Genomic DNA, 18,009 nt, shown 5'->3' on the forward strand with positions numbered 1-18,009 from the left:
AAAGAGCGCTTGAAATGAAGTGAATAACCTGATTACTCGGACAAATAAGAGCAGCAGTAGTCAACCACCGTATGTACTTTTAATTGGAATGTTTCATTAGCTGGTACATAAAAAACGCCACTTCCCTCAATTGATTCCCATTCGCCGCCCTGTAGCTTGTATTCGAGTCTGCCGGCTGAAATATCCATTTCCTCTTTTGCATCTGTAGAAAATGAATATTCTCCTGGCATCATAATGCCAAGTGTTTTCTTCGAGCCATCTTCAAAATAAATGGAGCGGCTCGTTACCTTCCCTTCAAAATACACATTTGCTGCTTTATCTACTGTTACCTGTTTAAATTGCATCCCTATCTTCCTCTCCCTTTTATCGTTTTATTTTATCATAATTCTGAAAAATAAAAAAAGGCCCCTTTTACGGGTGCCTTATCGGTTTTCTTCACTGTGAATGTCAAACGTGATATCTTGATTCCGGTGGTCAATGTAAGCAACGCTGAAGCAGCGATTTCCTGCCCGATAACCATCCGGCGTTTCAAATTTATAAAATGTTTTTTGACGGTCTTTTCGGTCTGTAATATAACGGTCTGATACCATTTCATAAAACTTGGATGTTTCTCCGCACTTGATATGAAAGTGAGTGCCTTCGCCGAGTTTTAGCTCTTCTTCAAAAGACTCAGCCTGCTTCCACTCACCTTGCCCGTTTCGGTACACACATGTCATTTTATTTGTTTTCATTTCTCAGCACTCCTTTCGTATTTGATTACTATATTCCCTGATTTCCTGTTCAAAAACATCTTATCTGTCATAAAATCTAACGGAATATCCTTCAAACCATTCATGCATCTGAACAAAATAAGCAACAAGCTGCGGACCTGTCATTAATTGTCCAAACCATGGATATTGAAAAGACGCCCCGCCTGTCTTCGCTAACTCTTCTAGCCCTGCTTTAGAAAAAAAGTGAAGCAGCGGCGTATCCTTTTTTAAAATATCCTGCAGCATACCTGAGACAGCTTTTGTATACGCCGGATGATGTGTTTTAGGATAAGGGCTTTTTTTCCGGTATAGTACATCCCCCGGTAGCACACCGTCGAGCGCTTTTCGGAGAATGCCTTTTTCACGCCCATCTGCCATTTTTATCTCCCATGGAATATTCCAGACGTATTCCACAAGCCGATGATCGGCAAACGGCACCCGGACTTCAAGACCTGCCCCCATGCTCATCCGGTCTTTCCGCTCCAATAGAGCTGTCATAAATGAAACCATGTTCAAATAAAAAAGCTCCCGACGCCGACGTTCTATGTCCGATTCACCGTCCAGCTTCGGTGTTTCGTCCCGCAATTTAGCGCTTTGCTCCTGCCCATATTCTTGTAGCGGAAGAGTCTGCCTCCATTTATCATTTAACAGCTGCGACTTTTCCTGCATAGATGTAATCCATGGAAACCCTTCTTCCGTACTGTTCCGGTGAAACCATGGATATCCGCCAAATATTTCATCTGCACACTCTCCGGACAAGCCGACTGTAAAATCCTGCTTGATTTCATGGCAAAACCAGAGCAGAGAGGAATCAACATCCGCCATACCGGGAAGATCCCGTGCGCACATGGCTTCCTTTAAAGCAGCGGCCAGTGTTTCCTGGTCAATCACTTTTGTGTGATGCACAGAGCCAATGTGCTGCTGCATTTTTTCAATCCATGGCCGGTCTTCTCCCGGCTGAAAAATATTTTGCTTGAAAAAGCGGCTGTTGTCTTCATATTCAATAGAATACGTGTGAAGCGGTGTATCAAAAAATTGGGCGGCAAAGGCACTGATGGCACTGGAATCTACGCCGCCGGACAAGAAAGTACATACCGGTACATCTGCTGTCAGCTGACGCATGACTGCATCCTGCAGCAGCTCCCGCACACGCATAGCAGTGTCAGGAAGCGAGTCCGTATGAGGAGCACTCTGGACATTCCAGTATCGCCATACATTCACTCCAGACTTTTTTACTGTTACTGCATGAGCTGGCCGAAGTTCCTTGATTCCCTTGAATACTCCCTGGCCTGGTGTACGACCCGGTCCAATGGCGATCAATTCCATAAAGCCTGACCGGTCAAGTTCCGGCTTCACGTCCGGATGGGCAAGCAGCGCTTTGATTTCTGATCCAAAAATAAAGGCACCATTTTTTTCTGTATAAAATAACGGTTTTACACCGAGCCGATCACGTGCCATAAATAATTCTCCACGTGTTTGGTCCCATACCCCGAATGCAAAAATGCCATTCAAGCGATCCAGGCACTTTTCACGCCACTCAATAAATGCGTAAAGCAGCACTTCTGTGTCTGAATGTCCCTGAAAAGAATGGCCGCACTTTAAAAGCTCACTCCGGATATCTTCCGTATTGTACAGCTCACCGTTGTATACAATCGTGTATGCTCCACGGGTCATCGGCTGAATTCCGCCCGCAGGATCTACAACAACAAGCCGTGTATGGCCAAATGCAACATGCTCCGCTGTCCAAACATTAAAATCGTCCGGTCCTCTTTTTTCAAGTGTCTGCGCCATCTGGCGGACTATTTCTTTTTTACCGGCAAGCTCTTGATCAAATTGTACAAAGCCTGTTATGCCACACATGCGCATCACCCTTTCCCGTAATACAATATGCATGGTCTGTCCGAAACATGACAAAAAAATCCGCCTGCGCATTACGCGCCAGCGGAATCTGTTCGTTCTTTTAATTTTTGATGCAGATTATTCAGTCTGGTCATCAATTCTTTATATTCTTCTGCATTGATTCGACATAACTCGATTTCTTCTGCGACCCGTTTTGTAATATCAGGCTGCTGACGGCGTGCTTTTTCCTCTATATAAATGAAAACCTTTCGCTCATCTTCTTTGGAACGTTCTTTGCGCACCCAGCCGTTTTGCTGCATACGGGAAATCATCGGCGTTAATGTCCCTGTACCGAGATGAAGCTTTGAACCAAGCTCCTTCATTGTCACTTCGTCTTTTTCCCACAGAGCCAGCAGTACTAAATATTGTGGATACGTAAGTCCAAACGGCTGCAGTACACTCGTATACAGCTTATTAAATTCACCAGCGGTTTCATACACAGCAAAACACAGCTGGCTGTTCAGTGAGAGAAAATCATTCATGATAGGATTTTTTTTACATCCTCTTCTATTTTTTCAGGACTTGTTTGCGGCGCATATCTTCCGACAACATGACCATTACGGTCCACTAGGAACTTTGTAAAATTCCATTTGATTTTTTTAGACAGCAACCCTTTTTTCTCTGCTGTTAAGTGCAGAAAAAGCGGATCAGCGCCTTCGCCATTGACATCAATCTTGGCAAAGATCGGAAAAGTGACACCATAGTTTACCTGGCAAAACTCGGTCGTTTTATTGATGTCGTCGTATTCCTGATTATTAAACTGATCACACGGAAACCCGAGAACCATAAGCCCTTCGTCTTTGTACTTTTCGTATAAGAACTGCAGGCCGCGAAACTGTGGCGTAAATCCACACTTGCTTGCTGTATTGACGATAAGCAGCGGTTTACCTTCGTATTCCTTCAGCGCCAGCATATCGCCATTCGGTTTTTTAACGCTTAAATCGTATATGTTGGTCATAGGACCACATCCTTACTGTTTCACAGACAATTCAACATCTACATTGCCGCTGATTGCTTTTGAATATGGACAGTAATGATGGGCTTTGTTTACGTATTCCTCTGCTGTCGCTTGATCTACACCTTCAATGGTCACTTCAAGATTCACACCAAGCTTTACACCTTTATCAGCTTTGTCCGGATAAAGAGCAACAGTGGCTGTAACCTGGCTGCTCTCAAATTCGACGCCTCCCTGCTCCAGCATTAATTCAAGTGCACTGTTAAAACATGCACTGTACCCAGCCGCAAACAACTGCTCTGGATTCGTAGCCGTCGTAGCGTTACCGCCAAGCGCCTGCGGTTTTTCCACATCTAAATTAAAAATATTGTCCGGTGAATGAACTTCTCCGTCGCGCCCGCCTGTGTTAATAATCGTTGTTTCAAAAATAGGTTTCATTTGAAAAACTCCTTCCATTGATTTTTAAATCTTTTACGATTAAATCGTACACGATATAATTAAAAAATGCAAAGAAAAAGGCTGCTTACATTAAAACAGCCCTTTGATATGTAGAGGAGAGATTTTATTCATTCCCTTTTTCTTATTAAAAAAACCTTCCGGCAGAGATGTAAGTCCGTAAGCGCAACAGATAGAATGAAAATCACCTGATATTCCGCTCCCATTTAGGACAATTCTCCAGCCTTCTTCCGCCCGCCGCACATCGCCAATGACGACGCCCGCCGCCTCAGAAAAGTCTTCCCCCAGTTCATACCGGACAATTTCTTCTTTTATTTCATCATTAATCATGCGGACAAACGCAGCATTAACATCCCGGAAGGTTCGCCCCCCTGGCTCATAAAGTGCAATAGCCAGCACAATTTTATCTACCGTATCCGGAAGCATTGACAGCTGCACGTACAATTCTTCATCGTCGCCACTACCTGCACCTGTTTGATTGTCGTTCGACAACAGCAGTGCACCGTCAAAAGCGGTCAGCTGATTGTAAAATACAATATGCTCACTGGAGCGTAATTGATTTTTGCAATCAACAAGGAGCGCCATCATATCCAGATCAAAAAGAGAAGCGCTTCCATCCCATCCTAAAGCAATTTTTATAGACTGCTGCAGCCGGTTCGGTTTCATCAGTATTCCTCCTTCTGTTTCATCCTAACAGGTGGCGGGCTTCCTTTCCAAGCAAAAGCCCGCATATTTTTATCTTACTTCCTGCTGAAGCTGAACCAGCATTTGATCTGCAATAGCATGATAGCCAAGCTTGCTTGGATGAACTCCATCATCCGACACATTCTGCGGTGTTTCACTGTTGATCACTTCTGTTGTGTCGACTACAACCGCATAATCGTACTTGGCTGCAAGCTCGTAAAACTGGAGGTTCCATCTAGGAAGGAACCGATCGGCCATCGTATAAAATTCAAATTCTTTATGAAACGGATTGTACAGCTCCAGGAGCAAAACAGTTGCTTCAGGATTTAACGAATGCACTCGCTCCATCATATCGGCCAAATTGGCATTAAACGTTGTTTGAAGCGAATCAAACGACTGAACCGCTTCATAAAATCCTTTTTGAAAGCCAAGCTGCAAAATATCATTGCCACCGATATTAATCGTCACAATGTCTGCCTGCTTAATCTGCTCATCAAACTCTCCATCTTGAACGAGGCGGTTTAATTCACTGCTTGTAATTTCATTAATGCCTTCGTTTTGAAATTGAACCTCTTTTTGAATGGAGGACTCAAGGCTTTCGGAAAAGGATTTTACGAGGTTTTCTTTTGGCGGTGCACCGAAACCAGTAATAATCGAATCTCCAATAGCCAGATGGCGAAGAACTGGCTTGTCACTTTCACGGAAATAGTCGATATATGTTTCGCGCTGCTCACTTGCCAGCGTCTGCGGGCCTTCTTTCAGCTGTTTTATTTGATATTGCGGATAATAGACCCAAATCGCGAACCCTGCCACACACACTGCTACAACACTTAAAATGGTGGCGATGACTTTCATGCGTCTTCCTTTGCTCCTCCTTTTATGTGGAAATACTGTACATTGTTACCATATTAATTGTTCATTATACGTGCGTCTTCCGCTTTTTTACAACTACCCTGTTCTCAGAAAGCACACTGTAAATGGCTTCGAGAAAGCTGGTTCGCTTTCATCTTCTTTTATTCATACCCACTTTTTTCAAAAACAAGACGCGAATAACAGCGAAAAGAAAAAGAAACTCTGTCGAACTGACAGAGTCTCTTCTTTATTCAAATGAATTATAAATATCGTATTCTTTCTTTTTTTCTTCGAGCCAGGTTGTATATTCAGATGACAGTTTTTCCTGCTTTAACGTTTCTTTAATGTCCGCCTTGCTGTCTTCCAGGCTGGCTTCTTCTGCTTTCTTTTTATCTGTTACCTTAATGATATGGTACCCATAATCGGTTTTAACCGGCTCGCTGATTTCGCCTGCCTCCATGGCGAAGGCGGCTTTTTCAAATGCCTCTGTCATTTCACCCGTCCCAAAGTAGCCCAACTCCCCGCCATTTTCTGCGCTTGCTGTGTCAGTAGAATATTCTTTTGCCAGCGCTGCAAAGTCTTCTCCGTCCGCAAGCTTTGCAGCTACTTCCTTCGCTGTCGCTTCATCCTCTACAAGAATATGGCTTGCCTCTACCTGCTCAGGTGTCGCAAAGGTTGCTTTGTTTTCCTCGAAATATGTGTTGATTTCTTCGTCAGTAATCTTTATTCTTGATTCCAGCAGTTTTACTGTCTGTAGATATGCCTTCACTTCCTCCTTCATATCTGCTTCGGTCATGCCGCTTGATTCCAGCGCTGACTTGTAGGCGTCTTCTCCACCGTACGACTCAATCGTTGCATCGAGCTCCTCTTGAATTTCCTTATCTGTGACCTTTATGTTTTCTTTTGCCGCTTCTTTTTCAACGATTTTTTCCGCGATCAATGATTCCGTCGCTTCAGCACCGTACATACTTGCAAGTGAATTGTATAAATCGTCTTTTGTAATGCTGGTCCCATCTACTTCTGCAACCGTTTCTGCACTGCTGCCGGCTGTGGCAAAAAAGAAGCCTGCTGCCGCCACAGCAGCTATTATCGCAGCCCATAAGTAAGTTTTTCCTTTTTTAAAAATGTTCATCTTCTCTCTCCCTGCTAGTTCATTTCTGAGTTGATTATAAAAAAGAAAAGTGAAAGAATGGTGAAAACTAAATGAATGTACCTCCCCTTTTCATAAAATCCATTTCACATTTGATCGCATTCATTTTTTGATCAAGTACGGTCATTGTATCCGCTGCGCTTTTCAGTTCTTTTTGAAAAAGGGTCGGAATGACGCCATCAAACTTATAAAAAAGCTTGTGTTCAAGGCTTGCCCAAAAATCCATAGCTGTTGTGCGAATTTGTACCTCGACCATCGTTTTCTCTGTTGATACAGTAAGAAATACTGGAATTTCAATCATAACATGCAGACTTTGATAGCCGTTCGGCTTCGGCTGTTGTATGTAATCTTTTACTTGTACAACGCGGATATCCCGTTGATTGCTGAGCATGTGCAATACATGATAAATATCTGATGTAAACGAACATATTATGCGGATTCCTGCAATGTCACGCACATAGCGCCGCGCATTTTCTGAAGTAAGCGGATAGCCTTTTCGCTTTAGCTTTTCAATGATTCCGTCTTGATGTTTCAATCGTGATTTAATATGCTCAATCGGGTTATACCGATGGATATGCTGAAATTCTTCATTTAAAATATTCAGCTTTGTATTAACTTCATCCAGCGCAAACTTATGAGTAAGCATTAGCTTTTTCCATTTATCTATTTCTTGATCCATGAATGGCACATCCTTTATGGCTTATTATCATTCTCATCGTACGTGCAAAAAGTGAAAATAAAATGAAAAAAGCACCCGCTAAGGATGCTTTTTTTCATTTAATGCCTGCCTATTAGCTTAAAATCTCCAAATTGGTTCACATCAACGTTTATCCTGTCACATGCATTCAAGTAACGTAATATGATAATAAACCGATCCTGAGAAATTCCCTTATTTTCCATCCGCGCCCGCATCTCTTCAATCGAGGGAAGCTCATCCGTCTCCGTTTCTGCTTCAATAAAAGGGGAAAAATATTCGTACACAGCCTCCACTTCTTCTTCTCGAACAACAGAAAGGTCGCCAAATTCCTTTGTCAGTGCTGCTTCAAATCCATTTTTCAGCCCGTAAATATGGCCCTTATCTGCTTTATCAATTCCTTGTCGGCTTTGAAGGTCATATAGTTCCCCCATCACTTTTCCGAGGATTAATATCAGATTTGTATCCATTGTGTCCCTCCTTTTTCCTTAGTCTTGAGCAGTTGAACACGATTTATACAGCTTGAACAAGTTAATCAGATCGAACTTTGCGTGCTGCCAGCCACTGGCGAAGCGATGTCCTCGATACATACATTTTTCCATTTACCTTTATGGAAGGAATATCACGATTTTCCTCCAGCAGTGCTTTTGCATCCTCTTTCGGCGTTCCAATAAAGCGATGCAATGAATCTTCTCTAATGAATTCAGGCTGGTCTCTCCGTTTAAAATGATCCATAAACGTTTTTTCCGAAGGATTTTTCCAGTTTTTCAGCCCATCTCCAATAAAATAGCCAGCCAGTGCAATGCCCAACCCTAAAAATAAACTCATGCTTGTCCTCCTTTTTCTGCTATGCTTTTCTATCTTATGAAGGAATGTCTCCTCTCATCTCTTTTTAACTAATAAAAAAAGCGTGCCTGCGCACGCTGATAGTTATTTAAACCAGCCTTTTTCTTTTGATTGAGAAATGGCTTCAATTCGATTTTTCACTTCCAGCTTATCAAAAATAGTGGAAATGTAATTACGGACTGTTCCATTTTTCAAGTTAAGCTGCCGGGCAATTTCTCCTGTACTTTTCCCTTCTGATACAAGAGCCAATACATCCTTCTCACGCTCTGTGAGCGGGTTTTCCTCACTGTAGAAGTCGTCCATCAATTCAGGCGCATACACTTTCCGGCCATTTATAATACTGCGAATCGAGCTGGCCAGTTCATCACTGGGACTGTCTTTTAGCAGATACCCGCTTACTTTTGCTTTTAACGCTCGCTGAAAATAACCAGTACGTGCAAAGGTCGTTAAAATGATAACCTTACACGTATCGTTTTTTAATTCTTCGGCAGCTTCAAGCCCAGTTTTCAGGGGCATTTCAATATCCATAATACAAATATCCGGCTCCAGCTTCCGTACAAGCTCGACCGCTTCTTCTCCATTTGCAGCTTGTCCAATCACTTCCATATCATCTTCTAAGCTGAGTAGTGATCCAAGCGCTCCAAGCAGCATGCGCTGATCCTCCGCAATAACAATTCGAATCATTGGATTCCCTCCCCGTCGTGTTGCGTTACGTTATTCGGCACGACCATTACTAGAACCGTACCATTTTCACTCCGGACTTCCAAACTTCCATTGACGAATTCTAGACGCTCCCGCATGCCGGGAAGGCCGCTTCCTCTTCCGATATCATGGCGATTAAGCCCAACACCATCGTCTTTCACTGTCAATTGAACAGCATCTTGAAGCTGTTCAATTGAAATGTGGCATGAAAATGCCTGGCTGTGTTTTACAATATTCGTCACGGCTTCTTTCATGCACATGCTCAGCACGTTTTCTACAAACAGTGAAACATTTACAAGCTGAAAAGAAGTGGCACCAGTATACTCAATTTGCGCTGCACGCAACATTTGCTGTACGAGCACAATTTCATCATTGACTCGGATACCTCGCATGGAAGAAACGAGATTTCTTACTTCGTTTAAAGCTGTCCGCGCCGTCTGCTGTACATCAAGAAGCTCTCCCTTTGCCCGCTCAGGGTCTTTTTCGATCAGCTTCCTGGCTAAATCGCTTTTCAAACCAATCAGGGAAAGCTTTTGTCCAAGTGTATCATGCAGATCACGGGCGATCCGCTGACGTTCCTCCTGTTTTACAAGATCGGCGATCCGATTGTTGGCAAGCTGGAGCTCTGCTTCAAGCTTATCTTGTTTTTTTCGATTGTACAGCGTAAACGGAAGTAAAATAATCCCGATAAACACAATAACAATAATCGGCAGTTGCTGGATAAACAATGGATGCTGTACAACGAGATTATAGTTAATTGAGACGATGGCACTAATCAGATGAATCACATAAGCAGTTACAAAAGCCGCGCGCTTGCGGATATTTCCGTTGTAATAAGCAATATAAAATGAAAAATAAATAAATTGAAACAAGATCGTCATCGCAACAGATATACCAATCAGAAGACAAACCCATACGTAAACTGGCCATCTCGATGACAAAAAAGCAAACCGGAAACTAATAAAAAACAAAATGGTTAAGGTAATACCTACAATAATTTCATTGGTTGAAGAGGATTGAAAAATAAAATAAAATGGCAGCAGCCCTAATATAATCCATATATAAGGAGACAAACCAGAGCTCTTCCCAAATGAAGCAAGTTTTTTTTTCATAAAACACCTTTTTTGACTTTATTTTACCATAAAAAAGCTGTCCTCACTCAAATGAGGACAGCTCTTAAATTATTGAATGGCACTTCGTTTACTAAATGAGCCATATGTTTTTTTCGCTTGTTTGAAGGTAACAAATTTATTTTGATCCTCATCCCAAAGACGGAACTTTACAGACTGGATACTGGTCCAGAGTGTGATAGTCGGAACACTTTGAAGCGGTTCGGAATTAGAGTGCGCTGCTTCAAGCTGATAATTTGGCACACGCGGGCTTAAATGATGCACATGGTGAAAGCCGATATTACCGGTAATCCACTGAAGTGGCTTTGGCAGTTTGTAAAACGAGCTTCCCTCTACTGCTGCTTTTACATAACTCCAATGCTCATCTTCTTCAAAGTACGAATCCTCAAAGGTATGCTGTACGTAGAACAGCCATACCCCCATTGCACCGGCGATCCAGAACATCGGGCCATGTACAAGAAGAAACGCCTGCCAGCCGACGAGCCAGCACATAAGGGCAACGCCAAGAAGAATCAGTACATTTGTTAAGTACGTGTTCATGCGTTCTTTTTTGCGGGCACCTTTTACGTTAAAACGGTTGGTGATCAAGAACACCCATATTGGACCAAGGACAAACATCACAAACGGGTTGCGATATAAACGGTAGGCAATGCGTGTTTTCAATGGCGCTTCATAGTATTCATTTACCGTCAGCATCCACATGTCTCCTGTACCGCGCTTGTCAAGATTTGAACTTGTTGCGTGGTGGACATTATGACTATGCTGCCACTGGTCATAAGGGAAAAATGTTAAAACGCCTGTGATTGTGCCTACTACCCGATTCAGCTTGCGGTTTTTAAAAAACGAATGGTGGCAGCAATCGTGAAAAATAATAAAGATGCGTGTAATAAGCCCGGCACCGACCACAGACAGTGCGAGTGTCAGCCAATAGGAAATTTGCAGGCTCTGGTACGCCAGGAACCAGACTAGCAAAAACGGGCCAATCGTATTAATTAATTGAAGGATGCTTTTTTGTGTATTGGATTTTTCATAGGGAGCTACTTGTTTACGTAAAATCTTTGTGTTTTCTTTGCTCATCTTTTCGTTCCCTCCGCTTAGTAATATCCTTACTATAGCGGATAAAAAACGTGCTGTGCAGTAGCACCCGTCATACAGTCAATATGACAAGTGTCATATTGACGGCTGTGAATGCTCATGACCCGCAAAAGGCCGCGCCGCTTCCCAGCCGGCCGCGTTCCTTGAAAGACAGGCGTTTTCAACCAGTCTGCTTTCTAACTTTGTTTACACGCTCAATATAATAAGTGTCATGTTTATTTTTGATTCAGTAAATAAAGCACTTTTGCTGCCTGAGCGCGTGTTGCCGTATCACCTGGTTTAAATGATTTACCTGTCCCTTCCATTAAGCCCAGTTGATACGCTTTATGGATCGATTGCTGAATAGATGTACGGTATTGGCCCACATCGGTAAACGGCATGGATCCGTCCAATTTGACCGCTCCATGTTTTTTCTCATAAGCCCGTACAAGCATAGCTGCCATCTCAGCGCGGCTGATTGATTTTGCCGGTTCAAATGTTTTTGCGCTTGTACCTTTAATGACTCCTGCTTCATACGCAGCCGTAATATCCTGCTTTAGTCGGCCTTTTACATCAATGAATGGTACCTCTTTTTGTGCTGTCCACTTCATGGTACGGGTGAGCAGGCTCGCAAACTGGCCGCGTGTCACACTGCCTTCCGGGTCAAACATTGTTGCACTCTTGCCTTTGATAATGCCTTCCTGGGTGAGAGAAGCAATGTAGGCTGCTGCCCAGTGATCCGCCGATACATCCATAAAAGAAGGTGCTCCAGCCGATGCCCGGTTCAAATCCAATTCAAAGATGCCAAACCCTTTTTCATCTTTTTGGCCAGTATACGTAATATTATCTGTTGCTTCAGCAAGTGCTTCCGCTTTCGGATTAGATGTGAACGTTACTTTTGCATTTGTTTTGGCAAAAGTCCAGTTGTTGTCTACTGCGGCGTCAATTTCTTTAAATTCCTGCACATAGTTCATCATTGCCTGGCGATTGGAATCCGGTGCTTTTAAAACTGTATTCACGCCACCCGGGTTCATCAGCTTGCTGCCGGCTGCCCGATAATCATTGGTAGCGACGATAAATTCCATGTCAGCAGTGACCGGCTTACCGTTGAACTGTACATTTTTAATTCGGTTTGCTGATGGATTAATTACATTCTGGCTTTTATCGTATTTAGGCAGCGATGCTACGTCGACTTCATAAGTGACGCCATCGATTACGTCAAAATTATACGTTGGGAAATCAGGATTAATGAGCGCCTGCCCATCTCCTTTTGCGGGATCAATCGTATTAAACTGCCCTGCTGACCATTCAAGCCACTCTTTTAAGGTGGCACCGTTTACTTTAACGGCATTAACTACGTTGTTGTCATACAAATACAAATCAGCAATGTTTTTCAGCACAATCGTTCCAGATTGAACATCCGTATAATCTTCCACACCTCCACGCCCAGCTTTAAATGGCGCTGCCGCTGACAAAACCGGAAGATTTTCGTATTGGGTTCCTTTTAGCGCTTCCTCCACATACCATGTTTGCGCACGGTTTAAAATTTCCATAGCTGCATTATCCTGTACAAGACCGAAATACGTGTTTAGATCACCCTTCAGTTCTCCTACCGGCGTTTCCATATACTTGATTGTCGCTTCATGCTCTGCTTTTACAGATGCTGTCACCTCCGAATCCACTTCGGCTGTGTTATCTCCCTCTGTAATCGGCTTGAGTGCGCCGGTTCCGCTTGTTACATCCCATTTTCCGTTTACTTTTTCTACCTGAAGGTCCACTAAGCCGATATTACTGCCCCAGGAACCAGGCATAACGGTAGCTACACCGTTAATTGTTCCATTTGTATTATCAATACCGTTTCCATCCGGGAATGACGGCTTAGCCGCATTTGGAAAGCTTAAGTGCTGGTGGCCGGTTAAAACAGCATCCACATCTTGAATTTTTGTTAAATAATAAGAAGCGTTTTCAATACCTTCTGTATATTCTTTCATGACGCCATTTTGGTCATATTCGGCAATGCCGGAATGCGAAAGAATCACTACTACGTCTGCACCGGCTTCTTTCATTTGCGGGACCACTTTTTCGGCTGATTTTACAATGTCCTCCACAACGAGTTTTCCTTCAAGGTGCTTGGCATCCCAGTTCATAATACCTTGGGGAACAAAACCAGTAACGCCGACTTTGATGTTATGTAATTCACCGTCGGTATCCTTCACTTCTTTTTCAATAATTTTAAACGGTGTAAAATAAGGGTTTCCGTTTGTATCGTATACATTGGCATTTACGTATGGGAAATCGGCCCCGCCAAGCGCCGTGTCCATAAATTCAAGCCCGTAATTGAATTCATGATTCCCGACTGTTGCAGCATCGTAGCCGAGTGCGTTCATGGCTTTGTACACAGGATGGACATAACCATCTTTCATGAGTCCATTGTTATAAACGTAGTCACCGAGCGGGCTTCCTTGAATTAAGTCCCCATTGTCAAAAAGCAAACTGTTATCCGCTTCCCCGCGTACCTGTTTAATTACAGTAGCCGCTTTAGAGAGCCCATAAGCATTGGTAGGCGAATCCTTATAATAATCGTAATTCATCACATTTGAATGAAGATCTGACGTTTCTACAATACGCAGCTTTACTGTATCTTCTGCCGCCTGTGCCATTTGCGGCACAAATAATCCTGCCGCAATAACGGTCCCTACTGTCCATGCTTTTTTCATACAACTGCCCCCTATACTATTTTTGTAATATAGGAATTATAGCATGATTGGTAGTTATAAATTAGAAAATTTACAATTATCTTAATAAATCTTTACATTATGTCAAACAAAAAAAGACACTTCAAATAAAGTGTCTTTTCATACTGTTGAAATAGGATGTTATCCAGTTGTATCATCCTCAGAATCCGACTATTTATGGACATTTTTAGTCTGGCTTGATCCCCTATGTCTGCCTGTTCTTAGTCGAAACATGGAAAAAGCGGCATTAGCGGGACTTCGCTTTCCAAGGGGCAGGCGGTGAGATCGTCTTCGCCACTTCGCGGCAAAGCCGATCTCACCTGTCCTGCTAGTCCCTTAGGAGTCTACGCCCCGCGCCTGCCGCCTTGGTGGGGAGGAAAGAGAGCCAGTGAAACCCAGTGTGTTTCCCTTTCTTAGCTGAAAAAAAAACAGAAAAACTCTTTCAACCTCGCTGTTTTTCAGAAGCACAACGGGCGGAGGGCTGCCGGCGCAGACTTCCGCGGGACGAGCGGACAGGGTGAAACAGACAGCGCGAAGCGATGGCTGGTTCATCGTTCGCCCCGCAGAAAAGCACAGCCGCCAGCCCGCAGCCCACTGACGCTGTTTTTCAAACGGGGAGACTTTTGGGCAAGTTAAAAAAGAAACACGCTACATATATTTTTTGAAAAAACGAATTTCCTCTTGACCTCTTTGTTTTCAATACTAAGAAAAGACACTTCAAATAAAGTGTCTTTTTAAGAGCAGGTAAGAATTCGTCTAGAAAATGTACTTTTCCTGGCGATACAGCGGTCTTGAATGATAAAGCCGGCCCGCTCGACCATCTCTTCTATCGGGTCAATCGAAACTACTACCAGTTTATCAGCAATCCGACGGGCATGTGTTAAGATAGACTGCAGCTCATCAGGTGTTGCGTGTGTATATAAATTGTACGGCATATCAATAATAGCTGCATCATAATGTCCTTGTGCTTCTTCAATCGGGCCAAGCGTTACACGGCCTTTGAGACCAAAGTAAGCCAGGTTTTCACGTGAGCCGCTTGCTGCGAGAGGATTTATATCACGCCCTTCAATATCAATTCCCATGGACAATGCTTCTACCAGAACAGTCCCAATTCCGCAGCATGGATCAATGGCCCGCACGCCTTTAGGATTGGGCACTGCAATATTCGCCATTACACGAGCATCCCGGGCACTAAGTGCTGTTGAATATTCACGCGGCTTTTTAATGTGCTTCATCCACACCCGCTTATTTTTTTGATAATGTCCAAGGTACCAGCGGCCTCCATAAGCTACGAGACCAAAAAGATGCTCCGGATTTTTTAAATCTGCTTCTCCAACAATTTCCCATCCAATGGCCCGTTCGATTTCCATACGTTTCTTGTACTCCACCTTTTGTTCCGGGGGGAGATCATTGATTTTTACAAAAATTGCTTTAAATGTTTCACTGCCTATATTGATACTGCCAGCTTTTTGAACCATGTCAGCTACTGAATCCGCTGTGAGCAGCACCTCAATTTTTTCACGTATAAATGGACTTCGGTTCACATCTACTTCAACATTGCTTTTCACAACAGGCCCGGAAGCGGACGATCCGAAAAAAGCGCGCAGCTCCATTTCAGCGAGCTCTTTGTCTTCCTCGCTATAGTTCACTGTATAAATAAATTCGTTCACAATTACCCTTCTTTCTATGTCATCACTTTGTTTATTTTGACATACTTTTGCTCGTTCAGCCCATTTTTTTCGGTTAAAATAAAAAACCCTGACGATTTATTCAAAATCGTCAGGGTTTTTATCTTCAGGGCGTTTTTCTTTTTTATCCGGCGCACGCTGTGGTTCGATATCTTCACCGCGCTCTTTTTTTCGTTCCTGCTCTATTGAGTCATTGGACTGTTTGTTTTCTTCTGTCATGTAATTGTGCCTCCTTTAATCTGTCTCTTTTACGTTATTTCCACATTTCCATGAAAATAAACAATGATTATAGTCCGGCACCGCCTGTGAGTTAGAAGCTATTTCTTTTTTAATATAGCAACCGTCCGTACCATAGACCCGATAAACATTACGAGTGCACCTGCAACAAGCATAATAAGAAATATCTCTTTTGAGATGATACCTATTGGATAAAGAAGGCCGCCCAGAATAGCCAATAGTCCAATCAATGTTAATGTCCAGCCGAATTTAATCATCTTTTTCCCTGCCTTACCTGCTGTTTTTGCTAGTGTACCATACGCCGGATTGTATTTCATACCCAAAACCAGTACACTTATTCTACTACACTTCACGTAAAGGATGATCCAGAGTTGAAAAATTTCACTGCACTCGATTTTGAAACGGCGAATGCCAGCCGAAGCAGTGTTTGTTCGATTGGACTGGCCAAAGTAGTCGATGGAAAAATACAAAAAACATACTATTCCTTAGTTAATCCAAATGAGTATTTCGATGCTCGAAATATCGCCGTGCATGGTATCAGACCAGAAGAAGTCAAGGATGCTCCGTCCTTTAGCGATATTTTTAATGAGGTGATGACTTTTATCGGAGATGATCCGATCGTCGCCCACTTTGCTCAATTTGACATAAATGTACTGCGCAGCACAGCAAAAAAGCATGGGTTAAGCCTGCCGAACAGTCCTTATTTTTGCTCCTGCATGCTGGCAAAATCTGTCCTGCAGCTGCCATCCTATAAATTAAATGTTGTGGCAGGTCACTTTAATTTTACCTTCAACCACCATAATGCGCTGGAAGATGCCATTGCTTGTGCTGTTGTTGTAAATGGCATGATGAAAAGCCATGCTTCTCTTACAGCATTTTTAGAAAAAGCCGAGTATGGGTTTGGCTACCTTCACGGCGATTCTTTCCGAAAGAAAAAGCCGGTTCGTCCTCAATCAAGAAAACCCAAACCTGCTTCCAGCACGCATCCGTTTTTTGGAAAATCGATTTCATTTACCGGCACGCTTACCTCTATGAAACGGGAGGAAGCGATTAATATCGTTGAAAGTTTTGGGGCAAACGTTCACCCAGCAGTTAAAAAAAATACCGATTATTTAATCGTCGGCGAAACGGATGCGAAAAAATACCGAAACGGCTCTCTCTCCCGGCAAATTCAAGCAGCGAAAGACTGGCAGGCCAGGGGCGGTACGGTCAAGCTTGTCTCAGAACAAAAATTCTTTGATGTTATCCGCTTATAACAAAGAACGCACTTTTTATTTAAGTGCGTTCCAGACTGTAGACAAAGTGGTTCTCAAAACTCCGTTTTGAGGCCGCTTTGTCTTTTTTTATTCGTTTTGACACCCTTATTCAAACTGGCTGCACTGGTTTCCACGACCAGCTGGCCAGCTTTTTAAGATTCATGGCAGCGAAAGTAAGCATCGCCTGCATGGATAATTTACCCAGTCCCCTGAGGGTTGTCCATCGTATGCCATGCTTTTCTTTAGCATCCGCAAAAACACGCTCAATCGTTTCTTTGCGCCTAGCATAGTCTTTTTTATTCTGCGCCGTATGGCGCAGGTGGTCGGCTTCTTCTAAATAGTTCTCCCATACGTGCCGGTGGATCAGCTTTGTATGGTTCTGGCTTTGTGTGCACATAGAAAGGAGCGGACAGCCCTAGCACTGCTTTGGATCAGAAGAATACTGCCTATAGCCTTCGCGGGTAGTCGTCCGATAAGAAAGGACCTGTTCCTCTGGACAGATATAGCAGTCATAATGCTCATCATAGGCGAAATCGCTCTTCTTCAAATATCCTTTTGGGGTGCGGGGTCTTGAATAAGGAAGCACAGGGCGGATCTCAAGGTCCGTTATGTACTTGGCGATAAAAGGCGTTTTATATCCGGCGTCGGCAGCTACTGCATCAGGCTTTTCCACTTTTTCCATGACTTTATCGAGAACATCTGTAAACACACGGCTGTCATGAACATTAGCAGCTGTCACACAGGAGGCAAGAACAAATCCATTGGCATCACAGGCTGTGTGAAAGGAGTAGGCAAAATTTTTCTCCCGCTCATCTTTCACATAGTAACCGCTATCGGGATCAGTTGTGTTCGACTTGATTTCCTTCGTCTCTTCCTTTTCCTGTGGGGGAAACGGCTTTTTT

20 protein-coding genes and 1 pseudogene are annotated in these 18,009 nt (G+C 43.3%); 1 reads left to right on the forward strand and 20 read right to left on the reverse strand.

Annotation, left to right across the window (positions count from 1 at the left end; all coding sequences use genetic code 11):
* Positions 1–32 precede the first annotated feature (32 nt).
* The 19 genes from ppnP to VP97_RS10265 form a co-directional block, all read right to left on the reverse strand.
* Positions 33–344 (reverse strand): pyrimidine/purine nucleoside phosphorylase, encoded by a 312-nt coding sequence (gene ppnP / locus VP97_RS10180; protein ID WP_050181664.1) that lies wholly within the window; start codon positions 342–344, stop codon positions 33–35.
* A gap of 78 nt (positions 345–422) precedes the next feature.
* Positions 423–731 (reverse strand): hypothetical protein, encoded by a 309-nt coding sequence (locus tag VP97_RS10185; protein ID WP_050181665.1) that lies wholly within the window; start codon positions 729–731, stop codon positions 423–425.
* Between the two features lie 60 nt (positions 732–791).
* Positions 792–2,609: an asparagine synthase (glutamine-hydrolyzing) gene (asnB, locus tag VP97_RS10190; RefSeq protein WP_050181666.1), complete on the reverse strand. Its 1,818-nt coding sequence runs from the start codon at positions 2,607–2,609 to the stop codon at positions 792–794.
* A gap of 71 nt (positions 2,610–2,680) precedes the next feature.
* The gene (locus VP97_RS10195; RefSeq protein ID WP_050181667.1) at positions 2,681–3,130 is read right to left on the reverse strand and encodes a MarR family winged helix-turn-helix transcriptional regulator; all 450 of its coding nucleotides are present in this window, start codon (positions 3,128–3,130) and stop codon (positions 2,681–2,683) included.
* The gene (locus tag VP97_RS10200; protein WP_050181668.1) at positions 3,127–3,606 is read right to left on the reverse strand and encodes a glutathione peroxidase; all 480 of its coding nucleotides are present in this window, start codon (positions 3,604–3,606) and stop codon (positions 3,127–3,129) included. The genes VP97_RS10195 and VP97_RS10200 overlap by 4 nt, the downstream gene beginning before the upstream one ends.
* A 12-nt stretch (positions 3,607–3,618) precedes the next feature.
* Positions 3,619–4,041: an organic hydroperoxide resistance protein gene (locus VP97_RS10205; RefSeq protein ID WP_050181669.1), complete on the reverse strand. Its 423-nt coding sequence runs from the start codon at positions 4,039–4,041 to the stop codon at positions 3,619–3,621.
* 90 nt (positions 4,042–4,131) lie between these two features.
* Positions 4,132–4,725: a TerD family protein gene (locus VP97_RS10210; protein WP_050181670.1), complete on the reverse strand. Its 594-nt coding sequence runs from the start codon at positions 4,723–4,725 to the stop codon at positions 4,132–4,134.
* A gap of 69 nt (positions 4,726–4,794) precedes the next feature.
* Complete coding sequence (locus VP97_RS10215) at positions 4,795–5,598, reverse strand: SGNH/GDSL hydrolase family protein (RefSeq protein WP_050181671.1); 804 nt, start codon at positions 5,596–5,598, stop codon at positions 4,795–4,797.
* Between the two features lie 244 nt (positions 5,599–5,842).
* Positions 5,843–6,727 (reverse strand): foldase protein PrsA, encoded by an 885-nt coding sequence (locus VP97_RS10220; protein WP_050181672.1) that lies wholly within the window; start codon positions 6,725–6,727, stop codon positions 5,843–5,845.
* Between the two features lie 67 nt (positions 6,728–6,794).
* Positions 6,795–7,424, reverse strand: a complete 630-nt coding sequence (locus VP97_RS10225; protein WP_050181673.1) for a GTP pyrophosphokinase — start codon at positions 7,422–7,424, stop codon at positions 6,795–6,797.
* Between the two features lie 98 nt (positions 7,425–7,522).
* Positions 7,523–7,909, reverse strand: a complete 387-nt coding sequence (locus VP97_RS10230; protein ID WP_050181674.1) for a hypothetical protein — start codon at positions 7,907–7,909, stop codon at positions 7,523–7,525.
* 61 nt (positions 7,910–7,970) lie between these two features.
* A complete protein-coding gene (locus VP97_RS10235) occupies positions 7,971–8,267 on the reverse strand; it encodes a hypothetical protein (RefSeq protein ID WP_050181675.1) in 297 nt (98 codons plus the stop codon).
* 102 nt (positions 8,268–8,369) lie between these two features.
* Entirely contained in the window at positions 8,370–8,969 is a 600-nt protein-coding gene (locus tag VP97_RS10240) for a response regulator transcription factor (RefSeq protein ID WP_050181676.1), read from the reverse strand.
* Positions 8,966–10,099, reverse strand: coding sequence for a sensor histidine kinase (locus tag VP97_RS10245; protein ID WP_050181677.1), 1,134 nt, complete (start codon positions 10,097–10,099; stop codon positions 8,966–8,968). The genes VP97_RS10240 and VP97_RS10245 overlap by 4 nt, the downstream gene beginning before the upstream one ends.
* Before the next feature lie 69 nt (positions 10,100–10,168).
* A complete protein-coding gene (gene desA, locus VP97_RS10250) occupies positions 10,169–11,194 on the reverse strand; it encodes a Delta(5) desaturase DesA (protein WP_050181678.1) in 1,026 nt (341 codons plus the stop codon).
* A 233-nt stretch (positions 11,195–11,427) separates the two neighbouring features.
* Positions 11,428–13,908 (reverse strand): bifunctional 2',3'-cyclic-nucleotide 2'-phosphodiesterase/3'-nucleotidase, encoded by a 2,481-nt coding sequence (locus VP97_RS10255; protein WP_050181679.1) that lies wholly within the window; start codon positions 13,906–13,908, stop codon positions 11,428–11,430.
* A gap of 752 nt (positions 13,909–14,660) precedes the next feature.
* Positions 14,661–15,614, reverse strand: a complete 954-nt coding sequence (locus tag VP97_RS10260) for a TRM11 family SAM-dependent methyltransferase (RefSeq protein ID WP_050181680.1) — start codon at positions 15,612–15,614, stop codon at positions 14,661–14,663.
* A gap of 78 nt (positions 15,615–15,692) precedes the next feature.
* Entirely contained in the window at positions 15,693–15,833 is a 141-nt protein-coding gene (locus VP97_RS23800) for a 3-methyladenine DNA glycosylase (RefSeq protein ID WP_156153459.1), read from the reverse strand.
* Between the two features lie 98 nt (positions 15,834–15,931).
* The gene (locus tag VP97_RS10265) at positions 15,932–16,174 is read right to left on the reverse strand and encodes a hypothetical protein (RefSeq protein WP_050181681.1); all 243 of its coding nucleotides are present in this window, start codon (positions 16,172–16,174) and stop codon (positions 15,932–15,934) included.
* 48 nt (positions 16,175–16,222) lie between these two features.
* On the opposite strand from VP97_RS10265, the gene VP97_RS10270 reads away from it, so the two are divergent.
* The gene (locus tag VP97_RS10270; RefSeq protein WP_050181682.1) at positions 16,223–17,107 is read left to right on the forward strand and encodes an exonuclease domain-containing protein; all 885 of its coding nucleotides are present in this window, start codon (positions 16,223–16,225) and stop codon (positions 17,105–17,107) included.
* Between the two features lie 109 nt (positions 17,108–17,216).
* Here VP97_RS10270 and VP97_RS10275 read toward each other — a convergent pair.
* Positions 17,217–18,009: pseudogene (locus tag VP97_RS10275) on the reverse strand (transposase); the annotation flags it as partial.

This window comes from Domibacillus robiginosus (genome assembly GCF_000966195.1).
Classification (GTDB): Bacteria; Bacillota; Bacilli; order Bacillales; family Domibacillaceae; genus Domibacillus; species Domibacillus robiginosus.

Excerpts from the sequence above, each read along its gene's own strand:
- ppnP (WP_050181664.1), bottom strand. The coding sequence starts at position 344 with ATGCAATTTAAACAGGTAACAGTAGATAAAGCAGCAAATGTGTATTTT.
- VP97_RS10185 (WP_050181665.1), bottom strand. The coding sequence starts at position 731 with ATGAAAACAAATAAAATGACATGTGTGTACCGAAACGGGCAAGGTGAG.
- asnB (WP_050181666.1), bottom strand. The coding sequence starts at position 2,609 with ATGTGTGGCATAACAGGCTTTGTACAATTTGATCAAGAGCTTGCCGGT.
- VP97_RS10195 (WP_050181667.1), bottom strand. The coding sequence starts at position 3,130 with ATGAATGATTTTCTCTCACTGAACAGCCAGCTGTGTTTTGCTGTGTAT.
- VP97_RS10200 (WP_050181668.1), bottom strand. The coding sequence starts at position 3,606 with ATGACCAACATATACGATTTAAGCGTTAAAAAACCGAATGGCGATATG.
- VP97_RS10205 (WP_050181669.1), bottom strand. The coding sequence starts at position 4,041 with ATGAAACCTATTTTTGAAACAACGATTATTAACACAGGCGGGCGCGAC.
- VP97_RS10210 (WP_050181670.1), bottom strand. The coding sequence starts at position 4,725 with ATGAAACCGAACCGGCTGCAGCAGTCTATAAAAATTGCTTTAGGATGG.
- VP97_RS10215 (WP_050181671.1), bottom strand. The coding sequence starts at position 5,598 with ATGAAAGTCATCGCCACCATTTTAAGTGTTGTAGCAGTGTGTGTGGCA.
- VP97_RS10220 (WP_050181672.1), bottom strand. The coding sequence starts at position 6,727 with ATGAACATTTTTAAAAAAGGAAAAACTTACTTATGGGCTGCGATAATA.
- VP97_RS10225 (WP_050181673.1), bottom strand. The coding sequence starts at position 7,424 with ATGGATCAAGAAATAGATAAATGGAAAAAGCTAATGCTTACTCATAAG.
- VP97_RS10230 (WP_050181674.1), bottom strand. The coding sequence starts at position 7,909 with ATGGATACAAATCTGATATTAATCCTCGGAAAAGTGATGGGGGAACTA.
- VP97_RS10235 (WP_050181675.1), bottom strand. The coding sequence starts at position 8,267 with ATGAGTTTATTTTTAGGGTTGGGCATTGCACTGGCTGGCTATTTTATT.
- VP97_RS10240 (WP_050181676.1), bottom strand. The coding sequence starts at position 8,969 with ATGATTCGAATTGTTATTGCGGAGGATCAGCGCATGCTGCTTGGAGCG.
- VP97_RS10245 (WP_050181677.1), bottom strand. The coding sequence starts at position 10,099 with ATGAAAAAAAAACTTGCTTCATTTGGGAAGAGCTCTGGTTTGTCTCCT.
- desA (WP_050181678.1), bottom strand. The coding sequence starts at position 11,194 with ATGAGCAAAGAAAACACAAAGATTTTACGTAAACAAGTAGCTCCCTAT.
- VP97_RS10255 (WP_050181679.1), bottom strand. The coding sequence starts at position 13,908 with ATGAAAAAAGCATGGACAGTAGGGACCGTTATTGCGGCAGGATTATTT.
- VP97_RS23800 (WP_156153459.1), bottom strand. The coding sequence starts at position 15,833 with ATGACAGAAGAAAACAAACAGTCCAATGACTCAATAGAGCAGGAACGA.